The organism is Cognatishimia sp. WU-CL00825 (assembly GCF_040364665.1).
Lineage (GTDB): Bacteria > Pseudomonadota > Alphaproteobacteria > Rhodobacterales > Rhodobacteraceae > Cognatishimia.
In genome coordinates, this window is record NZ_BAABWX010000008.1 from 1 (window position 1) to 20376 (window position 20376).

Annotated in this window: 14 protein-coding genes; 8 read left to right on the plus strand and 6 right to left on the minus strand. The window is 58.4% G+C overall.

From position 1 onward, the window contains the following. From ABXG94_RS16580 to ABXG94_RS16590, 3 genes are all read left to right on the plus strand, one after another. The coding region (locus ABXG94_RS16580; RefSeq protein ID WP_353536095.1) for an SDR family oxidoreductase at positions 1-382 on the plus strand (382 nt) is incomplete at its 5' end. Continuing rightward, on the plus strand, positions 379-1254 hold the full coding sequence (gene rfbA / locus ABXG94_RS16585) for a glucose-1-phosphate thymidylyltransferase RfbA (RefSeq protein ID WP_353536097.1): 876 nt from the start codon (positions 379-381) through the stop codon (positions 1252-1254). The genes ABXG94_RS16580 and rfbA, both read left to right, overlap by 4 nt. Positions 1255-1318: 64 nt before the next feature. Next, complete coding sequence (locus tag ABXG94_RS16590; protein WP_353536099.1) at positions 1319-2647, plus strand: UDP-glucose dehydrogenase family protein; 1329 nt, start codon at positions 1319-1321, stop codon at positions 2645-2647. Positions 2648-2653: 6 nt separating this feature from the next. Here ABXG94_RS16590 and ABXG94_RS16595 read toward each other — a convergent pair whose 3' ends face one another. From ABXG94_RS16595 to ABXG94_RS16610, 4 genes are all read right to left on the minus strand, one after another. Continuing rightward, entirely contained in the window at positions 2654-4057 is a 1404-nt protein-coding gene (locus ABXG94_RS16595) for a phosphomannomutase (RefSeq protein ID WP_353536100.1), read from the minus strand. A gap of 59 nt (positions 4058-4116) precedes the next feature. Then, on the minus strand, positions 4117-5529 hold the full coding sequence (locus ABXG94_RS16600; protein ID WP_353536102.1) for a mannose-1-phosphate guanylyltransferase/mannose-6-phosphate isomerase: 1413 nt from the start codon (positions 5527-5529) through the stop codon (positions 4117-4119). A gap of 205 nt (positions 5530-5734) precedes the next feature. Then, complete coding sequence (locus ABXG94_RS16605) at positions 5735-5902, minus strand: hypothetical protein (protein WP_353536103.1); 168 nt, start codon at positions 5900-5902, stop codon at positions 5735-5737. A 265-nt stretch (positions 5903-6167) separates the two neighbouring features. Then, complete coding sequence (locus ABXG94_RS16610) at positions 6168-7586, minus strand: efflux transporter outer membrane subunit (protein ID WP_353536105.1); 1419 nt, start codon at positions 7584-7586, stop codon at positions 6168-6170. 485 nt (positions 7587-8071) lie between these two features. Between ABXG94_RS16610 and ABXG94_RS16615 the strand changes: the two genes are divergently transcribed. Next, a complete protein-coding gene (locus ABXG94_RS16615) occupies positions 8072-10903 on the plus strand; it encodes a S8 family serine peptidase (protein WP_353536107.1) in 2832 nt (943 codons plus the stop codon). Between the two features lie 144 nt (positions 10904-11047). On the opposite strand, the gene ABXG94_RS16620 is transcribed toward ABXG94_RS16615, so the two are convergent. Further along, on the minus strand, positions 11048-11911 hold the full coding sequence (locus ABXG94_RS16620; RefSeq protein WP_353536109.1) for a sulfotransferase domain-containing protein: 864 nt from the start codon (positions 11909-11911) through the stop codon (positions 11048-11050). Positions 11912-11979: 68 nt separating this feature from the next. Further along, positions 11980-13989 (minus strand): glycoside hydrolase family 16 protein, encoded by a 2010-nt coding sequence (locus tag ABXG94_RS16625; protein ID WP_353536110.1) that lies wholly within the window; start codon positions 13987-13989, stop codon positions 11980-11982. 175 nt (positions 13990-14164) lie between these two features. Between ABXG94_RS16625 and ABXG94_RS16630 the strand changes: the two genes are divergently transcribed. The 4 genes from ABXG94_RS16630 to ABXG94_RS16645 all read left to right on the plus strand — a co-directional run bounded on the left by ABXG94_RS16630 (position 14165) and on the right by ABXG94_RS16645 (position 20375). Next, the gene (locus ABXG94_RS16630; RefSeq protein ID WP_353536111.1) at positions 14165-15517 is read left to right on the plus strand and encodes a lipopolysaccharide biosynthesis protein; all 1353 of its coding nucleotides are present in this window, start codon (positions 14165-14167) and stop codon (positions 15515-15517) included. A 212-nt stretch (positions 15518-15729) separates the two neighbouring features. Then, complete coding sequence (locus ABXG94_RS16635) at positions 15730-18027, plus strand: GumC family protein (protein ID WP_353536112.1); 2298 nt, start codon at positions 15730-15732, stop codon at positions 18025-18027. A 76-nt stretch (positions 18028-18103) separates the two neighbouring features. Then, positions 18104-19174, plus strand: a complete 1071-nt coding sequence (locus tag ABXG94_RS16640) for an acyltransferase family protein (RefSeq protein ID WP_353536113.1) — start codon at positions 18104-18106, stop codon at positions 19172-19174. Next, positions 19161-20375, plus strand: a complete 1215-nt coding sequence (locus ABXG94_RS16645; protein ID WP_353536114.1) for a glycosyltransferase — start codon at positions 19161-19163, stop codon at positions 20373-20375. Before ABXG94_RS16640 ends, ABXG94_RS16645 begins: the two co-directional genes overlap by 14 nt. Position 20376 lies beyond the last annotated feature (1 nt).

A 20376-nucleotide genomic window follows, 5' to 3' on the forward strand; every position in this document is an offset into this window, starting at 1 on the left:
GCTGCGCTTGGCGGAAACGCGCGATGCGTTAAATGTGGTTGACGATCAAATTGGTGGACCAACGGCAGCCAAGGACATCGCAGCGACCTTGATCACCATGGCGACAGCCATGCGGGCTGATCCTGAATTAGGGCTGGGTGGGGGGATTTATCACTATGCAGGTGCCCCAGCCACAAGTTGGAAATGTTTCGCGCGCGAAACATTTGCACGGGCAGGCAAAGACATCAAAGTCACAGGCATTCCCAGCAGCGACTATCCAACGCCCGCCCCGCGCCCTTTGAATTCGCGGCTGGATTGCCGCAGATTAGAGGCGGACTTTAAGATTTCACAACCCGATTGGCAGGCCGCTTTGGCCGATGTGATTAAGGACTTAAACCCATGACACAACGCAAAGGTATTATTCTGGCTGGCGGCTCTGGCACGCGGCTGTATCCAATCACCATCGGCGTTTCAAAACAGTTGCTGCCGATCTATGACAAGCCGATGATCTATTATCCGTTGTCGGTTCTGATGCTGTCTGGCATCCGCGAGATCGCTGTGATCACAACGCCGCAAGATCAAGAGCAATTCCAGCGCACCCTGGGTGATGGCAGTCAATGGGGCCTGAGCCTGACCTATATCCAGCAGCCCAGCCCCGATGGGTTGGCACAGGCCTATATTTTGGCCGAGGACTTCCTGGATGGCGCACCGTCGGCCATGGTGCTGGGGGATAATATCTTTTTCGGCCATGGCTTGCCTGATCATCTGGCAGCGGCGGATGCGCAAACCGCAGGCGGCACGGTCTTTGGCTATCGTGTGGCAGACCCTGAACGTTATGGTGTGGTGGATTTTGCCTCCGATGGCACCGTAAAGGCGATCATTGAAAAGCCCGCCGTGCCCCCCTCGCCCTTTGCGGTCACCGGCCTGTATTTTCTGGATGGCACCGCGCCTGAACGCGCCAAAAAGGTGCAGCCGTCAGAACGGGGTGAATTGGAAATCACCAGCCTGCTGGAAAGCTATCTGGCAGATGGCCAGTTGAATGTGCAGCAAATGGGCCGTGGCTTTGCTTGGCTCGATACCGGCACCCACGCCAGCCTGTTGGATGCGGGCAATTTCGTGCGCACCTTGTCAGAACGTCAGGGGCTTCAGGTCGGCAGCCCCGAAGAAATTGCTTATGAAATGGGCTGGATTAGTGACGATGCCTTGCGTGACCGCGCCAAGACATTTTCTAAAAACCCTTATGGGGCCTATCTGCTGGGTCTGCTGAAAGACTGACCGCTTGCCTTGACAGCCGCCCCTTTTGCCCCGCACAAACGGGGACAAAAAGGGCAGCGCAGCTATGAAAATTGCAATGATCGGTACGGGCTATGTTGGCCTGGTGTCTGGCGTCTGTTTTTCAGACTTTGGCCATGATGTGGTCTGTGTCGACAAAGACCCCGATAAAATATCGCGCCTGACCCAAGGCGAGGTGCCGATCTATGAACCGGGACTGCAAGCCCTAATGGCCAAAAACGTGGCGGCGGGCCGGCTGACCTTTACCCAGGATTTGGCTTTGGCCATAGGCGGGGCCGAGGCGGTGTTTATCGCTGTGGGCACACCGACGCGGCGCGGCGATGGCCATGCGGATCTGACCTATGTGATGGCCGCGGCGGCCGAGGTGGCGGAACTGGCGCGCGATTACGTGGTGATCGTGACCAAATCCACCGTGCCTGTGGGCACCAATCGGCAGGTGAAACAGACCGTGAAAAAGGCCAACCCCGATCTGGATTTCGACGTGGCCTCAAACCCGGAATTCCTGCGCGAGGGGGCTGCGATTGATGATTTCATGAAACCCGACCGGGTTGTCGTTGGTGTGCAGAACGACCGCGCCGCAGACGTCATGCGCGACATTTACCGCCCGCTGTATTTGCGCGAATTTCCGGTGGTGATCACCGATCTGGAAAGCGCTGAGATGATCAAATATGCCGCCAATGCGTTTCTGGCCACAAAGATCACCTTTATCAATGAAATGGCCGCGCTGTGTGAACGGGTGGGGGCCGATATCAAACAGGTCAGCCACGGCATGGGGCTGGATGGGCGTATCGGCAATAAATTCCTGCACGCGGGCCCCGGTTATGGCGGATCCTGCTTTCCCAAAGACACCAAGGCACTGGCGCGGATCGGCCAAGAACACGCGATGCCGATGCAGATCACCGAAACCGTGATCAAGGTGAATGAGGAAATGAAACGTCGGCTGATCGACCGTTTGCTGGATATGTGTGATGGGTCCTTTAATGGCAAAACCATCGCCATTCTGGGGGTGACGTTTAAACCCGGCACCGATGACATGCGGGATGCCCCTGCCCTGACCATCATCCCGGCCCTTGTGGGCGGCGGGGCCAAGGTGCGCGTCACCGATCCGCAAGGCCAGCACGAAGGCGAGGCGCTTTTGCCGGGTGTGAATTGGGTTGAGGGGGCTTATAAGGCGGCCCAAAATGCCGATCTGATTGTGATCTTAACCGAATGGAATGAGTACCGCGCGCTGGATCTGAAACGCCTTGCCAAACGCATGGCCACGCCCAAGCTGGCGGATATGCGCAATATCTATTCGGTCAAAGACGCCCGCCGTGCGGGCTTTGTTGCCTATGAAAGCATCGGTCGGAGTGGGTTTGAAGATACACCTGATTAAGGCGAGTTAGAGCCTTATTTTGCCCCTAAGCCGCTGCAAGTGGTTTGTGACCAATGCCTCAGCCCGATCGCGGTTGTCCGCTTCGGCGTAACAACGTAATTCTGGGGCATTGCCAGAGGGGCGCAGGTGCACCACGTCGCCGTTTTCAAACGTCACCCGCAGCCCATCGGTCAAATCAGTCTCTGTTTCGGCACTTTGCGTGTCAAAAAACGCGGCGCGGGCGGCGCTGTCGGTGGTGAGATTATGCAGGAATTTGGCGGAGGCTGCGGTGGGGATCTCGGTCAGGCGGTTGGCGGCGGTAAAGCGTTGGGGCAGGGCCGCGACACTCTCGGCCAAAGCCCGGCCTGTGCTTTGGACCAGATGCAGGCTGCACAGGATCGGCAGCAGGCAATCGCGGGTCATCAGCGGGGCCAGCGGGCCCGCGGGGCCTTGGGCTGAAAACCCCAGCAGAAAGCCGCCATTGGCCTCATAACCCACCACCTTGGCGGCGGGGTCTTTGGTCTGCGCCGCTTGCATTGCGGCGATCACATAAGGCGATCCGATGCGGGTCAGGTGAATATCGCGGAACTCGGGCATCCGGGTGATCATCGTATTAGAGGAAATTGGCGTGCAAAGCACCTCTGCCCCCAAGGCTTTGGCGGTCAGCGCGCCCAGAACATCGCCGACAACAATCTGGCCGCTGTGGTCGGTGACCATCGGGCGATCTGCGTCGCCATCGGTGGAAATCAACGCATCCAGCGCATGGTCTTGGCACCAGCTCTGAAATTGCGCGCGGGCCTCTGGGTCTACGGCTTCGGTATCAACCGGGGTGAAAGTATCGGTGCGCCCCAGGGCAATTGCTGTGCCGCCTAGGGCGGTGATGATATCCACCATCACGTCGCGCGCCACCGAGCTGTGCTGATAGAGACCTATGGTCAGCCCGGTCAGGGCTTGGGGGCCAAAGCCTGTGACATAGCGGTCACTATAGGCCTGTATGGCGGCAGGATCTGCATTGATGGGGATGTCCGGGAGAGTCGGGGCTGAAGTGGCCGGGACCAAACCGGCCAGAATGGCCGCCTCGTCGGTTTTGCTGATCTCGCCCTGGGTGGTGTAGAATTTCAGCCCGTTGCGATCGGCTGGAATATGGCTGCCGGTGATCATAATGGCGCCTTGCTGGGCTTGGCTGGCGGCCAAGGCGAGCGCCGGGGTAGGCACGGCACCGGCGACTTTCACCTTTGCCCCCTGCGCCTGAACCGCTGTGATCACCGCCTGGGCGATCTGCGGTGAAGAGGGGCGCAGATCCCAGCCCACATGCACCACGCCCTTTGTGGCGCAGCTGCGCATAAAAGAGGTCGTATAGGAGCTGACCAGCTCAGAGGTGAGCTCGGTGACCAAGCCACGCAGGCCGCTGGTGCCAAATTTGGGGGGCATACTATGCTGTCTCTTTGCAGGTTTTAGGCCGAAATAGTCTCTGTTTGGTCTCTGATCTATCACGCTCTGGCGTAGACATCGTCATAGCGTATAATATCGTCTTCGCCCAGATAAGAGCCGGTTTGTACTTCGATCAAGACCATGGGCACTTTGCCGGTGTTTTCCATGCGATGCGTGGCGCCCAATGGAATATAGACCGATTGGTTTTCAGTCACGAGTTTGACCGTGTCATCCACGGTGACCTTGGCGGTGCCTTCGACCACAATCCAATGTTCAGACCGATGTTGGTGGCTTTGCAAGGAGAGGGATCCGCCCGGATGCACATGGATGCGTTTCACTTGGAACCGTCCGCCGATCACCAGGCTTTCAAACCAACCCCAGGGGCGGTGGTCCACGGGCAATTGCACCGCCTGTTTGGCCCCTTTGTCTTTCAAAAGCTGCACGGCTTTTTTCACGTTTTGGGATTCGGTCAGATCCGCGACCAGAACCGCGTCGGGCATGGCAATGGCCACGATGTTTTTCAGACCGATGCCCACCAGTTCGATGGCCTCATTTTCCGAGCGCAGCAGGGCATTTTCACAGTTGATGGCCGTGGCATTGCCGGCTGTGGCATTGCCTGCCTCATCTTGGGGCGTCTCCTGCCAAACCGCCTCCCAGCTGCCCAGATCAGACCAGGCCCCGTCAAAGCGGGCGATGCTGACGTTATCGGCTTTTTCCATGATGGCGTAATCAATGGATTCTTCGGGCACCTTGGCCCAGAGATCAGGATCAATGCGGCAAAACCCCAGATCGCGTTTCGCAGCGGTCATGGCGGGTTGCACGGTTTTCAGGATATCGGGGGCATGCCGGGTGAAAGCCGCGATGAGGGTGCTGGCCTTGGCGAGGAAAACCCCGGCATTCCACAGGTTGTTAGGGTCTTTCAGCAGTTTTTGGGCGGTGGCGGCATTTGGCTTTTCAATAAAGCGCGTCAGCCTGGTCACGCCGGGATGGGTGGCGGCACCGCTTTCCAGCCAGCCAAAGCCGGTTTCGGGCCGGGTGGGGGCAATGCCAAAGGTGACAATCTGCCCCTCTTGGGCGGCCACGGCCCCCTGATTGACCACATCGCGAAAGAGGGCGGCGTCTGGGATCGCGTGATCGCTGGGCAAGAGCAGCATCAAGGCCTCGGGGTCCTGGGCGTGCAGATGCAGGGCGGCGGCAATCGCGGCCGGGGCGGTGTTGCGCCCATCCGGTTCGATCAAAATACCATTGGGGTCGATTTCACAGGCGGCCAGCTGTTCGGTGACAATAAAGCGAAAACTGTCGCCGGTGACAATCAACGGATTGGCAAACCCCTTGGCACAGAACCGTCTGGCGGCGCTTTGAAACAGGCTTTGGTCACCCAGCAGGGGGGCAAATTGCTTTGGATAGCTTTTGCGCGATAGGGGCCATAGACGTGTGCCAGACCCACCGCAAAGCAGAACAGGGGTGATCATATCGGGTTCCTATCCGTTGTGTTGCCCAAGGCATTGCACAGAACATATGTGTTTTTGAAGGACGTTATTGGGTAAAATCGGGGCACGCGGATGTGGGGGCGGTCTGGGGGCAGCTTTAAGGGGCCTCGACCCAAAGGGCGGACGCACAAACAGATCTGAGATTTGGCCCCTCTGACCCATAGGGTCTGTTGGCCAGGTTTTGGCCTTAGTCTTTTCTGTGTTGCCCCAGCATCAAAAGCGCAAAAAGCGCGATGCTCATGGCCCCCCCCAGACTATAGCCGATCAGCGCGGGCAAAATGCCCCAGCCGGTCATCAACATGGTTATGGCGGTGCTGCTGCCCGCAATGAAAGCAATAGCAAGATATCCTATCATGCGCCTACTCCTCCTCGATGTTTCCAATTACACAACCTATGGCTGTGCTTGAATTTTTATTCTTGTCAGAAGTGTAGCGCGCCTAAGCTATTTCCCTAAGGAAATTTTAGCCCATAAAAACAAAGCCCTATGGGCTTTGGGTCCGGTGTGCGGCCGGGTGTGACGGAAAAGCACAGTAAAATCAGAGGCAGAGCACCGATCTGACACCATAGAAAAGGGCCGGGAAATCCCGGCCCAATAGGTCTGAAATAAGCCTATAAAGCGCTTAGGGCTTTGTGCTGTCCAATTGCGCCACCGCATCTGTGCTGGCAGCGGCGGGCGTTTCGCCCACCCGGGCACCGTGGCCGGTCGAGACCGAGAGCTCTGCAATGGCCAAAGCATAGGCGCGGCGGGCGCGGGCCAGGGCGTTGGCGGCACTGGAGACATTTTCCTGTGCATCCAGCAGTTCCAGCAATGTGCTGGCCCCCAGCTCAAAGGATTCCCCAGACAGGCGGGTCAGGCGGGTGTAATTGCGCGACGCCTGGGTCAAAGCATTGATCTCGGTGCGTCGGTTGCGGGCCCGCGACAGGGTCTGTTCGACCTCAGAGACCGCGGCCCGGGCGGTGACATGCCAAGAGATCTCAGCCTGTTTGGCGCGCGAAATGGCGGCATCCCGATTGATCAGCAACCGAGGGCGGCTGAGCAGCGGAATGGTCAGACTGGGCCCGATCTGCAGGGTGTTATCTGCGGTGGAAGAGGCGCGGATCGACCCGCCCAGGCTGAGCGAGGGATAAAGCGCGGCTTCGCTGACGCCAACGGCGGCCATGCGGGCGGCCAAAGTGCGTTCGGCGGACATGATGTCCGGGCGGTTGCGCAGCAGGTTGGCCGGCACGCCGGGGGCGAATTTATGGGTTGGGTTTGGAATGCCCTTATGGGTGGCTTGCAGATGTTTGATCACCGATTGGGTTGGTTCGGTCAGCAGGGTTGCCAGACGCACCGCATTGCTTTCAAAGCCAATTTGCAGGCTTGGCAGATCAGCGCGCACCAAAGACAGCTCGGCCTCGGCGCGCGAGCTTTCCAATACGGTGGCCACATTGGCGTCCACCCGTTCCTGCACCAGGCCCAATGTGCGCTGGCGGTTGGCAATGCTGCGGCGGGCCAGGTTGATGGCGGTCTGATAATAGCGGGTCTCGATATAGGCGGCGACCAGTTCGGACTGATAGGCCAGGCGCACGGTTTGCGCATTGTAAAAGGCCGCGTCCAATTCTGCTCCGGCCTGTTCGATACCACGGGCCACGCCGCCAAACAGATCAAAGACAAAGGTGGCACCCAGGCTGGCGGTTTCGCTCTCGGTGCGCACGCCGCCGGTTTCGCTGATGCCAACTGCGGCGGTGCCATTGCCGGACAATTGCGCGGGCAGGCGGCTTTTGCCGCCGGCGGCCCGGAACAGCGATTGCGCTTCGATGATACGTTCCTGGGCCAGCTTGATGTTCAGCCCATTGGTCAGGCCCTGCTCCATATAGCTGTCCAGAACCGGATCGTGGAAGGTGCTCCACCAGCGATCAAATGCGGCGTTCTCCAGCTCTGGGGAATTGGCAAAGGCATAATGTTTGGCCAACTCGATCTGAGGTGGCTCATAATTGGGTCCTACGATGGCGCAGGAGGCCACGAATACCATCGAGGCGAGGGTCAAAAGAGATTTCATGTCAGTATCATTTCCGCTCGGTGCGCACCGGTTTGTTTTTTGTAACGATAGTCTCATTCCTAAATGCAACAGAGTCATGGCGCTGTCGAGTCGGCTGATTCCACGCGATTGTAGTCCATATGTCACATTTTATAGGGTTTTTTCGCTATTCATTCGATTTTGGCAACAATGTTTGCCCCCGCCCTGCGGAGATGAGCCGGACTTGCCGCCCCGCCTAGGGGCTTGGTCACAGAATTGACAAAATCCTTAACGCGGCCCGCGCCAACAAAAACAGGCCTTTCCTGAAAGCTGTGATCCCAGACAGGCCGCTTTGGGGCTGTTGCGCCGTAAAAAGCCTTTTGCCCGACACGATCTCGCCGAGATTGGCTGCCAATTTTTTCTCTGACGCGAAACCACCACGCCCATCCGCTGCTCGCGATGGGAGGTTTCGCAGAGTAGGGCGCCGCGCCTGCCACCTTAGCGCGGCTGATTAGGAGTAAAGACGGATGGCAATTGTATCGCCGATGGGATCTTCAGAAACAGTCGACAGGCTGCTGTCTGATACAAACACGGATCGGAGCTGGTATTTTGCAAGCTCGAGCCAGTCACATCTCAGCATGGGCTTGGAAGCGGTCTGGGCGGATTACACCGGCGAAGGCGTCAAGATTGGCGTCGTCGACTCGCAGATTGACTTCAATCACAAGGAACTCTCTGCCGCCTACGACAGCACGCTTGATTACAACTTTGCCCTGGAAACAGGTGACATTTCCATCAACTCCAAGAGTTTTGGCAACAGCCATGGCACCATGGTGGCTGGGGTGATTGCCGCCGAGGGGGGCAATGGCACCGGCAGCGTGGGCATTGCCGCAGACGCCACTTTGGTGGGTCTGGGCATTGATTACAGCAGCAGTAATGTCATCGATCAGGTTGTGGCCGCTTTGCGGGCCGGGGCCGAGGTCGATGTGGTGAACAACAGCTGGAGCTTTTCGCGGAATTTTGGCGACAACTTTGGCCGGGCTGAAAATGCCGCCATGGCAGAGGCGCTGGAATTTGTCGCCGAAACAGGACGCGATGGTTTGGGGACCTCGATTGTTTTTTCCGCGGGCAACGCCGGGGCTGATGGCTCTTCAAATTATCACAATTTCCAAAACTCCCCCTATAGCATCTCTGTTGGCGCGGTTGAAAAAGACGGTTCCATCTGGGCAGGCTCAAGCATTGGGGCCAATGTTCTGGTCTCTGCGGCGGGGGATGACGTTTATACCACCACACCCAACAACCGCTTTACCGATGCCACGGGCACGTCTTTTGCCGCCCCTGCGGTTTCTGCCGTCATTGGCCTGATGCTGGAGGCCAACCCAGAGTTGGGCTACCGCGATATCCAACAAATTCTGGCGCTTTCGGCCAAACGCGAAGGCCTGTCTGATGACCCATTGCATGGCGATGGCTGGCTGACCAATGGCGCGGGCAATTTCAACGGCGGCGGCATGCATTTCAGCGACAGCTTTGGCTATGGTTTTGTGAATGCCCATGCGGCGGTGCGCCTGGCAGAAACCTGGACAGCACAGCAGACCGCAGCCAATCGTGACACGGTGGTGATCCAAGAAACCAGCGGTGCCACCATGACCGCGGGCAGCAATGATCATATTTCGTTTGAGCTGAATGTCACCGATGCCATTCAGGTTGAACATGTGCAGCTGTCGATGGATCTGAAATGGGCCAATACCGGCGATCTGGACATTTACCTGACCAGCCCGGATGGCACCACGGTGCGTTTGGTTTATGCACAAGATGACACCCATTACATTGGCGGCGTGCGCAATTTCACCTTCACCTCTGTGGCCTCGATGGGCGAGATGGGGGCGGGGGACTGGACCGTGGATGTCTATAACCGCAACCCGGATGCCACAGATGGCAGCGGCAGGCCGATGACAGGTGTGCTGGGCAACGTGACCCTGACCCTGAATGGCGATGCCGATGATCACGCAGATGACACCTATGTGTATACCGATGAGTTCGGCAGTCTTTATAACGGCTCGGATCTGGCAGAGCGCAGCATTCTGAACGACACAGATGGCGGCACCGATGCGATCAACGCCGCGGCGGTCACCTCAAACAGCATCATCGATCTGAGCGGCAATGGCCCCACCAAGATCGCCGGTGTGACCCTGACCGTGAAAAACCCAGGGCGGATCGAGAATATTTTCTCTGGGGATGGCCGGGACGTGCTGACCGGCAATGCCGGGGACAACCTGATTGAAGCCGGCCGTGGCAATGACACGCTGCATTATAGCGCGGGCAATGACACGTTAAATGGCGGCTCTGGCACAGACACGCTGAGCTTTTCTGTAAGCTTCAATCTGGTCTCGGGTTACTTCACCCAGGCGGGCACCTTTATGCTGGGTCTGGTGGACAGTGGCTTAAGTGCGGTGATTGGCATCGAGCGCTTTACCTTTAGCAATGTGAGCTATTCTTTTGCCGAGCTGAAAAATCTGTTTGGCGCAAATGACGAACCGGCAACCGCCCCCGCTGCAACAGAACCTCCAGCGACCGAACCTCCGGCCACGGAACCGCCTGCGACAGAGCCTCCGGCCACGGAACCGCCTGCAACGGAACCCCCAGCCACGGAACCACCGGCCACAGAGCCTCCGGCAACGGAACCCCCTGCCACGGAACCGCCTGCGACAGAGCCGGTGTTTGACGAGACCTTTGTGGGCACATCTGGCAATGACCGTTTGCGCGGCAGCCGGGGTGATGATGATATGAGTGGGGCTGCTGGCAATGACACGCTTTATGGTCTGAACGGCGATGATCGCCTGAATGGTGGGGCCGGTAACGACACGCTTCTGAGCGGCGGCGGGGATGACCGTGTTCTGGGCGGCTCTGGCGATGACAAGCTGGCTGGCGGCGCAGGCCATGACACCCTGATCGGTGGCGCGGATAATGACGTGTTGATCGGCGGCGCGGGCCATGACAGCCTTGAGGGCGGCGATGGCCGTGACAAGTTGGTTGGCGGTGACGGAGATGACTTTCTGAACGGTGGCGAAGGGCGCAATGTGCTGCGCGGCGGGGCCGGTGCGGATACCTTTATCTTTGATATCAGTGACGCTGGCGACATGGATGTGATCCAAGACTTTAATGCCGCCGAAGGGGACCGCATTCTTGTGACCGGCCTAAGCGCCTCTGGGGCCACCGAGGCGGAGCTGGTTGTGAAAGGTGGGGCCACCTTCCTGCAGATCGATGTGGATGGCGAAACCCTGCGTCTGGCCAAGGTGCTGGGCGATGGCATCGACAGTCTGGCCATCAACCAACAGTCTGATGACATCCTGATCTTTGCCTAAAGCGTTTGGAGATTAACTTGAGGCAGCAAGTTGATTTCAAAACGCCCACCCATTAAGAGGCGAAACGCTTTAAAGGCAGATGATAAAATACCAAAGGCCCGGTCAGCGATCTGACCGGGCCTTTGGCGTTTTGGGCGGGGTGATTTAAGCGGTTTCTGTGGCGCGAAAGCGCTCCCAGGGCACCGGGCGCTTGATCAATGCCTCAAGCTGGGTGACCTCTTTGGCATAATAGTCTGTCAGCGCCGCCTCGGTATCCGCTGCCATCGGGACCACCGCATCGCGCATGGATTCCCGGTTGGCGTTGCGCATTTGTTTGATGCCGGGGGCGGATTTGACGGTTTCCACCAAACGTCCCATGCCGTGACGGCGGGCATAGCTGCCGACCTTCCACAGGGTCTCGCCAACGGCGGCGTTGCGATAGCGCACGCTTTCATTGGCTTTCAGGTCCAGAAAATCATCCAGCGGTTTCAGTCCCAGAATATCGGTGGCCTGACGCGCCATTGTGGCGCGATCCGCCAGGATTTCCTCTTGGAACATCACATGGATCTGTTCCCGCGGAAAGTGATCCATCCAGCGGCTGAGATGCGTGGCATAGCGGCCCTGGTCGCGGTACAGCGGATTGTTGTCCAGCGCGGTTTCAAAGGTCAGGTTTACGCCGCTGATATGGCCTTTGCGCGCCTCGTGCAGATGGTTTGAAAAGGCGCGTTTGATCGGGTCGCGCAGGGTGACAAACACATGCAAATTCGGATTATAAGCCGCCGCCCGTGCGGGGGCATCCGCGTGGATAAAATAGGATGGCGAGATTTCACCGCGGTGCTGATGCGCGGTCTCAGAGGCAAAATTGCGTTCATACCACTCATAGCCGCGGTCAAAATAATAGCTGAAGAAATCAACTTCTTTTTCGTCGCTGACAAACACCTCGGGGCATTGTTGCAGGACGCCATACAGCCATGTGGAGGCGCATTTTTGCGCCCCAATACCGATAAAACTTGCTTGAAACTGTCTCATGCCGAATTCCGCTCGTTACCCAAATCCTATCTCTGCTCTGTATCCGCTGCGGCGCAGAAAATAAAGCATCACGACAGGCCCAGCAGCCGTTTGAGGGTGGCGTGGTCAATATCTTCGACCAGCAGGGATTGATTGTCACCAAAATCCACCCGCATGCCCTCGGGATCTGTAAACAACTGCCATTGGTCAGACCGGGCCCGCAATTGTGAGGCAATCGCCAGCCGGTGCCCCGCGCCAAAGCCGCGCAGACGGTCATGGCCGCCGTTGGCACTGATGTTGACGGTGACAAATTTCGCCGCAGGCGCAATCACATAAAGATCGTTGCCGGTGCCGCCCACCAGAAACACTCGGGTGGCTTCGGCCTCCAGACGTTGCCCAAAGGGGCCACCGCCGCGCAGACGGGTGTTGTCGCCCCGGGCGATGGCGCGTTCGATATGTTGGGGCACGGTGTAATCCACCCAGGTGATCAACGTATCAATGCCGCCTTTTTCGGGCTCGGTGATGCGGGTTTCTCGATGCGAGACAATGAAGCGGTCGGTGCCCAGGCTGCCGGTGATCTGCACCGGGGCGCTGCGGTCATTCAGCCAGGCCCCGGGGCCTTTGGCCGCCAGCTTGCCATCATTGTCCTGGTCAAATTCCGGGCGGGTCGCGCGGGCGGCTTCGGCCACCCAGATGTCGCGGCCAATCGGCCAGACCACCTCAAATTGCGCCGCATCAAACCGATCCACCTGGGTGTCGCGGAAGATCAACGTATGCGGCCAGGCCGGGTCAGCACCGCTGGGCAGCCAGACATCCTCTCCTACTTGGGTCAGGCGCGACAGCGCATCAGCGGCATCCTCAAAGGGATAGCCTTCCAGCAGCAACCGGTCATCAGGGCCAAAGCCCAGAATGATCTTATTGTGCCGGTCGCGCCGCAGCCGCAGCAGATCCTGACCGCCAGACAGCGACAGCACGTCAAACCCGCCGCCGGGCACAATCACGTCGTCTCCCTTGGTGTCCAGAATGGTTGTGCCGCGTGGGTCTTTGACCAAATCGCCGTCCTGCATGCGCAGGGTCACCGCAGGCTGCAAGGCGCGCACGGTGATATTGCGCAGCATAAAGGCATTCTCCGGGTCCAGGGTCTCTTTCAGGGTCTTTTCATCCGCCCCCCACCAGCCGCCCCGGGCGGTGAACTGATCATTGGCGATCAGAAACATCGGCTCGTGCACATCTTCGGGGGTGGGGGTGCGATAGATTTCCTGCAGGTCATCGCGGGTTTTGCCAAAATAGAAAATCACATGTTCGGCGGTCCACAGCGCCGCATAGGTGTGAAAATCATCATAGATATTGGCCCCAAAATCCGCCCGCGGTTTTTGGATTTGATGGAAGTTATAGATGTTGCGATTGCCGCGTTTGCGCACCTTGGGAGTGCGGCCTTCGGCGGTGGCGGCAAAGGGGTTTTTGATCCCCACGCTATGGGTGGGATTCTGATCCGCATCAAAGGTGTCAAAAAACACCGCGGTGTTAAAGGTATTGTCCTTTTTGGTGCGCGTGCCGATCCCGGCCCCATAGGCCTCAAAGATATCGATCTCGGGGGGCCAGCCAATGCCGGCAAAGGTCATCCAAAAGGCAGGCCAGCGGCCTTTGCCCCGGGGAATACGGGCCTGAACCTCAAAATAACCATAGGTCTGGGCCCAGGTATGGGCGGTGGTGATTTCACCGCTGGCAAACCGGATCTTATCGGCGCGTTTGCCCTGACCTGTGGCCGTCATATAATGGCGCAGGGCGGGTTTCACGCTGTCAGGCAAGGCCACGGTGCGCAGGGCCAGCCCCTCGTCGGTCACCGCATGCAGCGGTGCCAGCACCGCATCTTCGGCCGCCCCCAGCACGCCGTAATCCAAAAAGACGGTTTCATCAGCATTGGTCATCAACTGACCGCGCCGGGGCAGGGTGGACCACAGGCCAGAGCGCCCGTCATACCGGTTGAGCCCCTGTTGAAAGCTTTCGTCCAGAATGGGCAGCGTGCCGCTCAGGTCAGGGCCTGCCATCGCGGTTTTTGCCACCAGTGCCAAAAGCACTGCCATCACTTGCATACGCATAAAGGTTTTCCCCAAAGGTCGGTGACATTTCAAAGGCTGGTCTTACCGCTGTCATTCATTCTGACTTAGTATATGTAAAGGCGGCACCGTCTCCAAGCATGTCACATTTTTTGCCAAAAGGTTTTGTATGTGAGGCAAAAATCAGACGGCTTTGAAAGGTAAAATTGGGTTTCGCATGACGTCGCAATCAGAAAAATCGGCTGACTCTTATGGGTCTTCTTCGCTCAAAGGCATCCTGAAAAAGGCGCTGTCGCTGGTGGGGGGGCGCGTGGGCGGGAACCTGCTGACCCTGGGCTATACTTTGCTGTTGGCGCGGCTTGCGACCCCGGCAGAGTTTGGTCTGGTGATGACGGGTTTTGCCTGGACCATGCTGTTGTCGATTGGTCTGGCGCTGAATGTGGAATCCGGCTCGATCAAATATCTGGTGCACTATCGCGAGGCCGATAAGCTTGGGCTGATGGCGGGGTTCATCCGCTTTAACCGCAGCATTATTCTGGCCATGTCGGTGCTGGCGGCGCTGAGCTGTCTGGGGCTTTGGGCCTTGGGGCTGTTGGATCTTGCCGGGCAAACCGCGCAGGTGTTGATTTTGGCCCTGCTGGCGGCCCCGATTGTGGCGCTGACCCGGGTTTATGCGCGCCATGCCACCGCCCTGGGTCAGGTGCTGCGCGGCGGCCTGCCAATCATGTTGGCGCGCCCCGGCGTCATTTGTCTGTTGCTGGGCCTGGTCTGGCTGAGCGGCGTGCAGGTGGGCCCCAGCCTGTTGATGGTTTTATTGCTGCTGGCCTTTGTGCTGACCGCCCTGTTGCAGGCGTTTTTGCTGCGCAAGACCTTTGCGGATGCCACCGAGGCCACCCCCGATTTCAGCGCGCGGCGCAGCTGGCTGGGCACCGGGGCGATGATGGCCCCGCTTCTGGTGCTGCGGGACAATCTGAAACATGTCATTGTGGCCAGCGCTGGCCTGGTACTGGGCGCGGCCGAGGTGGGGTATCTGGCCCTGGCGCTGTCGTTGATGAGCCTGGCCTATTTTAGCATGAAGGCGGTGGATATTGCCCTCAGCCCGCAGCTGTCCAAAGCCTTGCAAAACAAAAATCTGACCCGTGTGGCGCATCTGGTGAAGACCGCCGCCAAGCTAAAGCTGGTGGCGCTGGTGCTGGGCTGTGGCCTGTTGGCGCTGTTTGGCGAGCCGATTTTGGCGGTGTTTGGGCCGGCCTATCAGGTGGTGTTTGTGCCGCTGTTCATCCTGATGCTGGTGCCGGCGGCCGAGGCGCTATTTGGCCCGGCCCAGATCGTTTTGAATGTCACTGGCCGGCAGGCGGCGGTGTTTTGGGTGGCGGGCATCAGCGCTGCGGTTCTGGTGGGGGCCACGGTCCTTGGTGGCTGGATTGGGGCGGTGAACGGCGCCGCAGCCGGGGCCGGGATGAGCTATCTCTTGCAACAGGCTTTGCTGTGGCGAGTCAGTCTGAAAAATGCCCATGTGGACACCTCTATGGCCAGCTTGTGGGCAACAAAACGCCCAGAAAATAGCTAAAAAACCGCAATCATACCGTCAATTTGCCCGCTTTGTGCATGAAACGGGGACAATGACTTGCCTTGGCTGAAATGTGGTTTGGTTTAACTTTGGAAATCGTCTAGAGGGATGCCAATAAGCGTGACATGCAAAGCATGTTATGTCGTTGCCTGTCAGGCGGCGGACTCTTCTGTGTTGGGTCTGCGGTCCGGGCGGGTTATTTTGAGTAACACATGAATTTGGATCGAGTTCCGCCCGTGCATCAAGACCCGTCAAACCGCGATAATTTCCTGCCCTCCATTGATCTGGGTGAGGTGCTCCGGGAAATGCTGGCAAAATTACGTCGCCGCTGGCTGATTGTATTTTCCACCCTGGTGATCTCGGTCTTGCTGGCGATTTTCTATGTGGCGAATGCCACGCCGACCTATACGGCAAATGGCGCGATCCTGATTGACCCCCGTGTGGGGCAGAACCCCGAAAGCGGCGGCCAGATGATGCCCGGCCTGTTGATGTCAGATGCGCTGACAGTCGACAGCGAGCTGCGGGTGCTGTCCTCTCGCGAGGTCACCACCAACACCATGCGCGCCCTGGGGCTGGATGGGGAAACCGTTCTGGTGCCCTCTTTGAAACAAAAGTTGCTGGCCAAATTGGGCATTGGCGGCCAAAGCGATGACACCGGGGCGGCCTTGACCGATGCGGCCCGCGAAGAGCGCCGCATCGAAGCGCAGCGTCGCAAATTTGTGCGCAATCTGAAAGTGCAACGCGCCGGGGACAGCTTTGTTGTCGATATTTCTTATTCTTCCTCCAATCTGGAATTTGCCCCGCGTGCGGTCAATACGCTGATCAAGGAATACCTGCACCAATCCGGCAAGCAGAATGTCGAGATGATCGAGCGCAATCAAGTGTGGTTGTCTGACCGTATTGACGAGCTGAGAGATGGGGTGCGCGCGGCGGAATCCGCGGTGGCCAGCTATCGCCGTGCCAATGATTTGCTGACCCCAGAAGGGGCGTTGTTGCCCACAGAGATTGCTTTGAATGCTGCCATTGGCGAGCTTGTGAAGCTGCGGGGCCAGGCCTTGACCATCGAAGTGCAGGCCCAGCAGCTGTCAGAACAGATTGCCGCCAATGAAATCGAAGCCGTCCAGGTGCCGCTTGAAGAGCGCACCAAGGCGCTGGCAGATTTTGAGGCGCGCTTTGCCGAGTTGCAGCAACAGGAACAAGAGCTGCTGTTGATCTGGGACGAGGCCGCGCCCGCCGTGCGCGGGGTGCGCCAGCAAAAAGACCAGACCCAGGCGCTGATCATTGGCGAATACAGCCAAATTCAATCGCGTCTGCGCGCCCAGGGCGAGGCGATGAACCGTCAGGTTCTGGCCACGGAAAAAGTGATTGCCGATCTGCGCGACGCCTATGGTGATGACACCGAAAAGACCCTGGAACTGCGCAATCTGGAACGCGAAGCCAATGCCAAGCGCGAACTTTATGAGCGGCTGCTGGAAGAATTCAACAGCACCTCGCAGCTTTTGACCTTTGATGCCAGCTCGGCGCGGGTCATTGGCTGGGCGGTGGTGCCCGGAGCAAAGTCTTCGCCAAAATCCCGTCGGGTGGTGATCTTGGCGGTTTTTGCGGGCTTGGTGATTGCGATCGGGGCGATCTTTGTGCTGGAAGCGCTGGATCAAAGCTTTCGCACCCATACGGATGTGACCCGCAAACTGGGCCTGCCTTTCCTTGGGGTGATCCCGGCGTTTGAATCAGATCAACGCGCCACGCCCCCCACTCAACGCCAGCGGGTCCAACGCGGCAAACGCTGGAAGAAACTCTCAAAAGCCGCCCGGAAACTTGATTTTGCAGCGGTCTGGCCCACCTCGGTGAGCGCCGAAAGCATGCGCAGCATTCACGTAAAGCTGGCGTTGCAAAAAGAGCAATTCTCCACCAAGGGAGAGGGTATTATTCTGGGCTTTACCTCTTCGGTGCGCGACGAGGGTAAAACCACAACCGCCTTTAACTTTGCCACCTTCCTGGCGCGGCAGAATGAAAAAGTCGTGCTGGTGGATATGGATTTGATCTCGCATGAGATGTCGCGGCTGGTGAACACGGTTTTGCCCAGCAACAACCGTCTGGCGTCTTTCCTGCAGGATCCAGAGGGCGCCCTGAGCAATCTCAGCGCCATCCCGGAATTCCCTGGTCTGCACCTGATTGGCAATCTGGGAGCGGGCAGCATTCCCCCTCCCACACCACGGGACGCCGAAGGGCTGGCGGCCTTGTTGCGGTATCTGCGCCAGCATTTTGACTATGTGATTGTTGATCTGCCGCCGGTGCAGGGGGCTGCGGACACGCAATTGCTGGCCCGTCTTTGTGACCGGGTGATCTATGCGATCAAATGGGGCACCACCCCGCAGGATCAAGTGATGTCATCGCTGAAGAAAAGCGGGTTACACCGGGATGATTTCTTTGGGGTGCTCTTTACCCGCGCCAATCTAAAGAAATACCGATCTTACAACCGCCACGAGATCGCGGATTACTATTACGCCTAATGGCACTCTGCCCCATTGCACCGCGCAATGGGGCAGCAGATCGTTTGGCACAGCGACCAGGAGCATGGTCAGGACGATGAACCGAGTTTATACAATTCAGTATTTGCGGGCCTTGGCGGCTCTGGCGGTTGTGGCGCTGCATGCGGGCAAACGCGTGCAAGAGGCGTTGCCTGACATGGTGACAACCGGATTGTCCCTAGGCCATGCGGGTGTGGATCTGTTTTTTGTGATCAGCGGCTTCATCATGTGGAGCATCAGCCACAACAAACCCTCTGATCCCATCGGCTTTCTGCTGCGCCGCCTCATTCGCATTGCGCCGCCCTATTGGGTGGCCATTCTGGTCTGGGTCGCGGTGGTCTCGGTGTTAAATTACAATTGGATCACCGTCACCACACCCCATGTGCTGGGGTCGTTGGCGTTTTTCCCGCATTACAGCCCAACCTTTGAGACCCGGATCTGGCCAGTGTTGGTGCCCGGTTGGACCCTGACCTATGAGATGTTCTTTTATCTGGTCTTTGCCGCGGCTTTGCTGGTGGCCACAAAACAGCGGCTTGGGCTGCTGGTGGCGTTGTTTTTAGGGCTGGTTGGGGCTGGGTTCTGGCTGGACCCAAACCAGGCCTGGGCCGTGACCTATACCAGCCCCTTGTTGTTGGAATTTCTGGGCGGCTGTCTGATTGCCGAGCTGTGGAAGCGCCGCCCCGGATCTGTGGCGCGTAATCTGCTGTTGCTCTTGGCGGGTTTTGGCCTGCTGATAACCTTTGGCACCCATGTGGATGATGCTGATCTGGCCCATCGCGCGCTGGTCTTTGGCGGGCCGGCGGTGCTGATCACCCTGGGGGCTGTGGGGCTGGGACGCCGCGTGCCACATCTGCCGTGGCTAGAGCGGCTGGGGGATGCCAGCTATGCGATTTATCTGTTCCATCTGTTTTTGCTGGTGCCGATGGGAGAGGCCTGGACCCGGCTGCCCGGCCTGCATTCCACCCCGGCGGCGTTTGGCTTTATCGTCCTGACCTTGGTCTTGGTCTGCTTTATGGGGCTGGCGATTTATAAATATGGCGAACACCCGCTGCAAAAGACTCTGAATAAGCTCTTTTTGCCCAAACCCCCCGTTGCCAAACCTCAGGAACAGAGCCTTGCAAACCGCTGATATGCCCCTTTCCACGCCAGAATCCATGCCAGAACAGCCGGCCCAAAGCCCGGCCTTGGCCGCCGCCAAGATCGAAGTGTTTGGCTTTGACGTGGCCGAGATCTCGCAGATCCGCCGCATCCGGGCGATGGCGGCTTTGGGGCATGATGTGCATAGTTTCACCATGCGGCGCGACAATATGAATGCCGATTTTCAACCCGATTGGCCCAACACCCATCTTTACGACACGGAAAACGAAAACCTGCCCAAACGGGTGATGGTGGTGGCAAAATCCATCCTGAAAATGGCCCGCCATCGCGCCCGCATCCGTGCGGCAGATATGATCTTTGCGCGCAATATGGATATGCTGGCCATCGCCTGGGCCGCGCGCGCTTTGGCCGGGGCCAGCCAGACGCCGCTGGTCTATGAATGTCTGGACATCAACGGATCGCTGTGCGGGCAGGGGGGCAAAAGCCGCCTGATGCGCGCGGCTGAACGGTTTTTACTGCGGCGCACCCAGATGCTGGTGGTCTCGTCTCCGGGCTTTGTCAGACAGTATTTTGAGCCTCTGCAAGGCTATGACGGCCCCTGGGCCTTGTGGGAGAACAAACTGGCCGCCGGCGCGGCTTTGCCAGAGCGGCCCAAGGCACGCGCGCCGCGCAGGGCCGATCACCCGATCAGAATTGGCTGGGTTGGCACCATTCGCTGCGCCCCCAGTTTGAAATTGCTGGCGGCGGTGGCGGATCACTTGGGCGCGCAGGTTGAAATCCATATCCACGGCATTGTGCATCACCATGCGCTGGCGGGCTTTGATGAAACCATCAATGCACGCGCCAATATGATCTATCACGGGGCTTATGACTATCCGCAGGATCTGGCGCAGATCTATGGCACCTGTGATGTGGTCTGGGCGCAAGACCTTTGGCAAAGTGGCAATAATTCTGACTGGCTTTTGCCCAATCGCATCTATGAGGCCAGTTGGGCCGGTTGCCCCAGCATTGCAGTTGCCAGCACCGAAACCGGGCGTCGCGTGGCCGAGGATGATCTGGGCTGGGCCATTGATGCGCCAGAGCCAGATCAGCTGATTGCGCTGTTACAGAGCCTATCCATAGAGACGATTGCGGCCAAGGGCCAAGCTTTGCTCGCGCGGCCGGATCGGGATTTTGTGCAATCAAATGACGACATCCAAGATGTCATCACCACCGTACAAGAGGGGCTTTAAG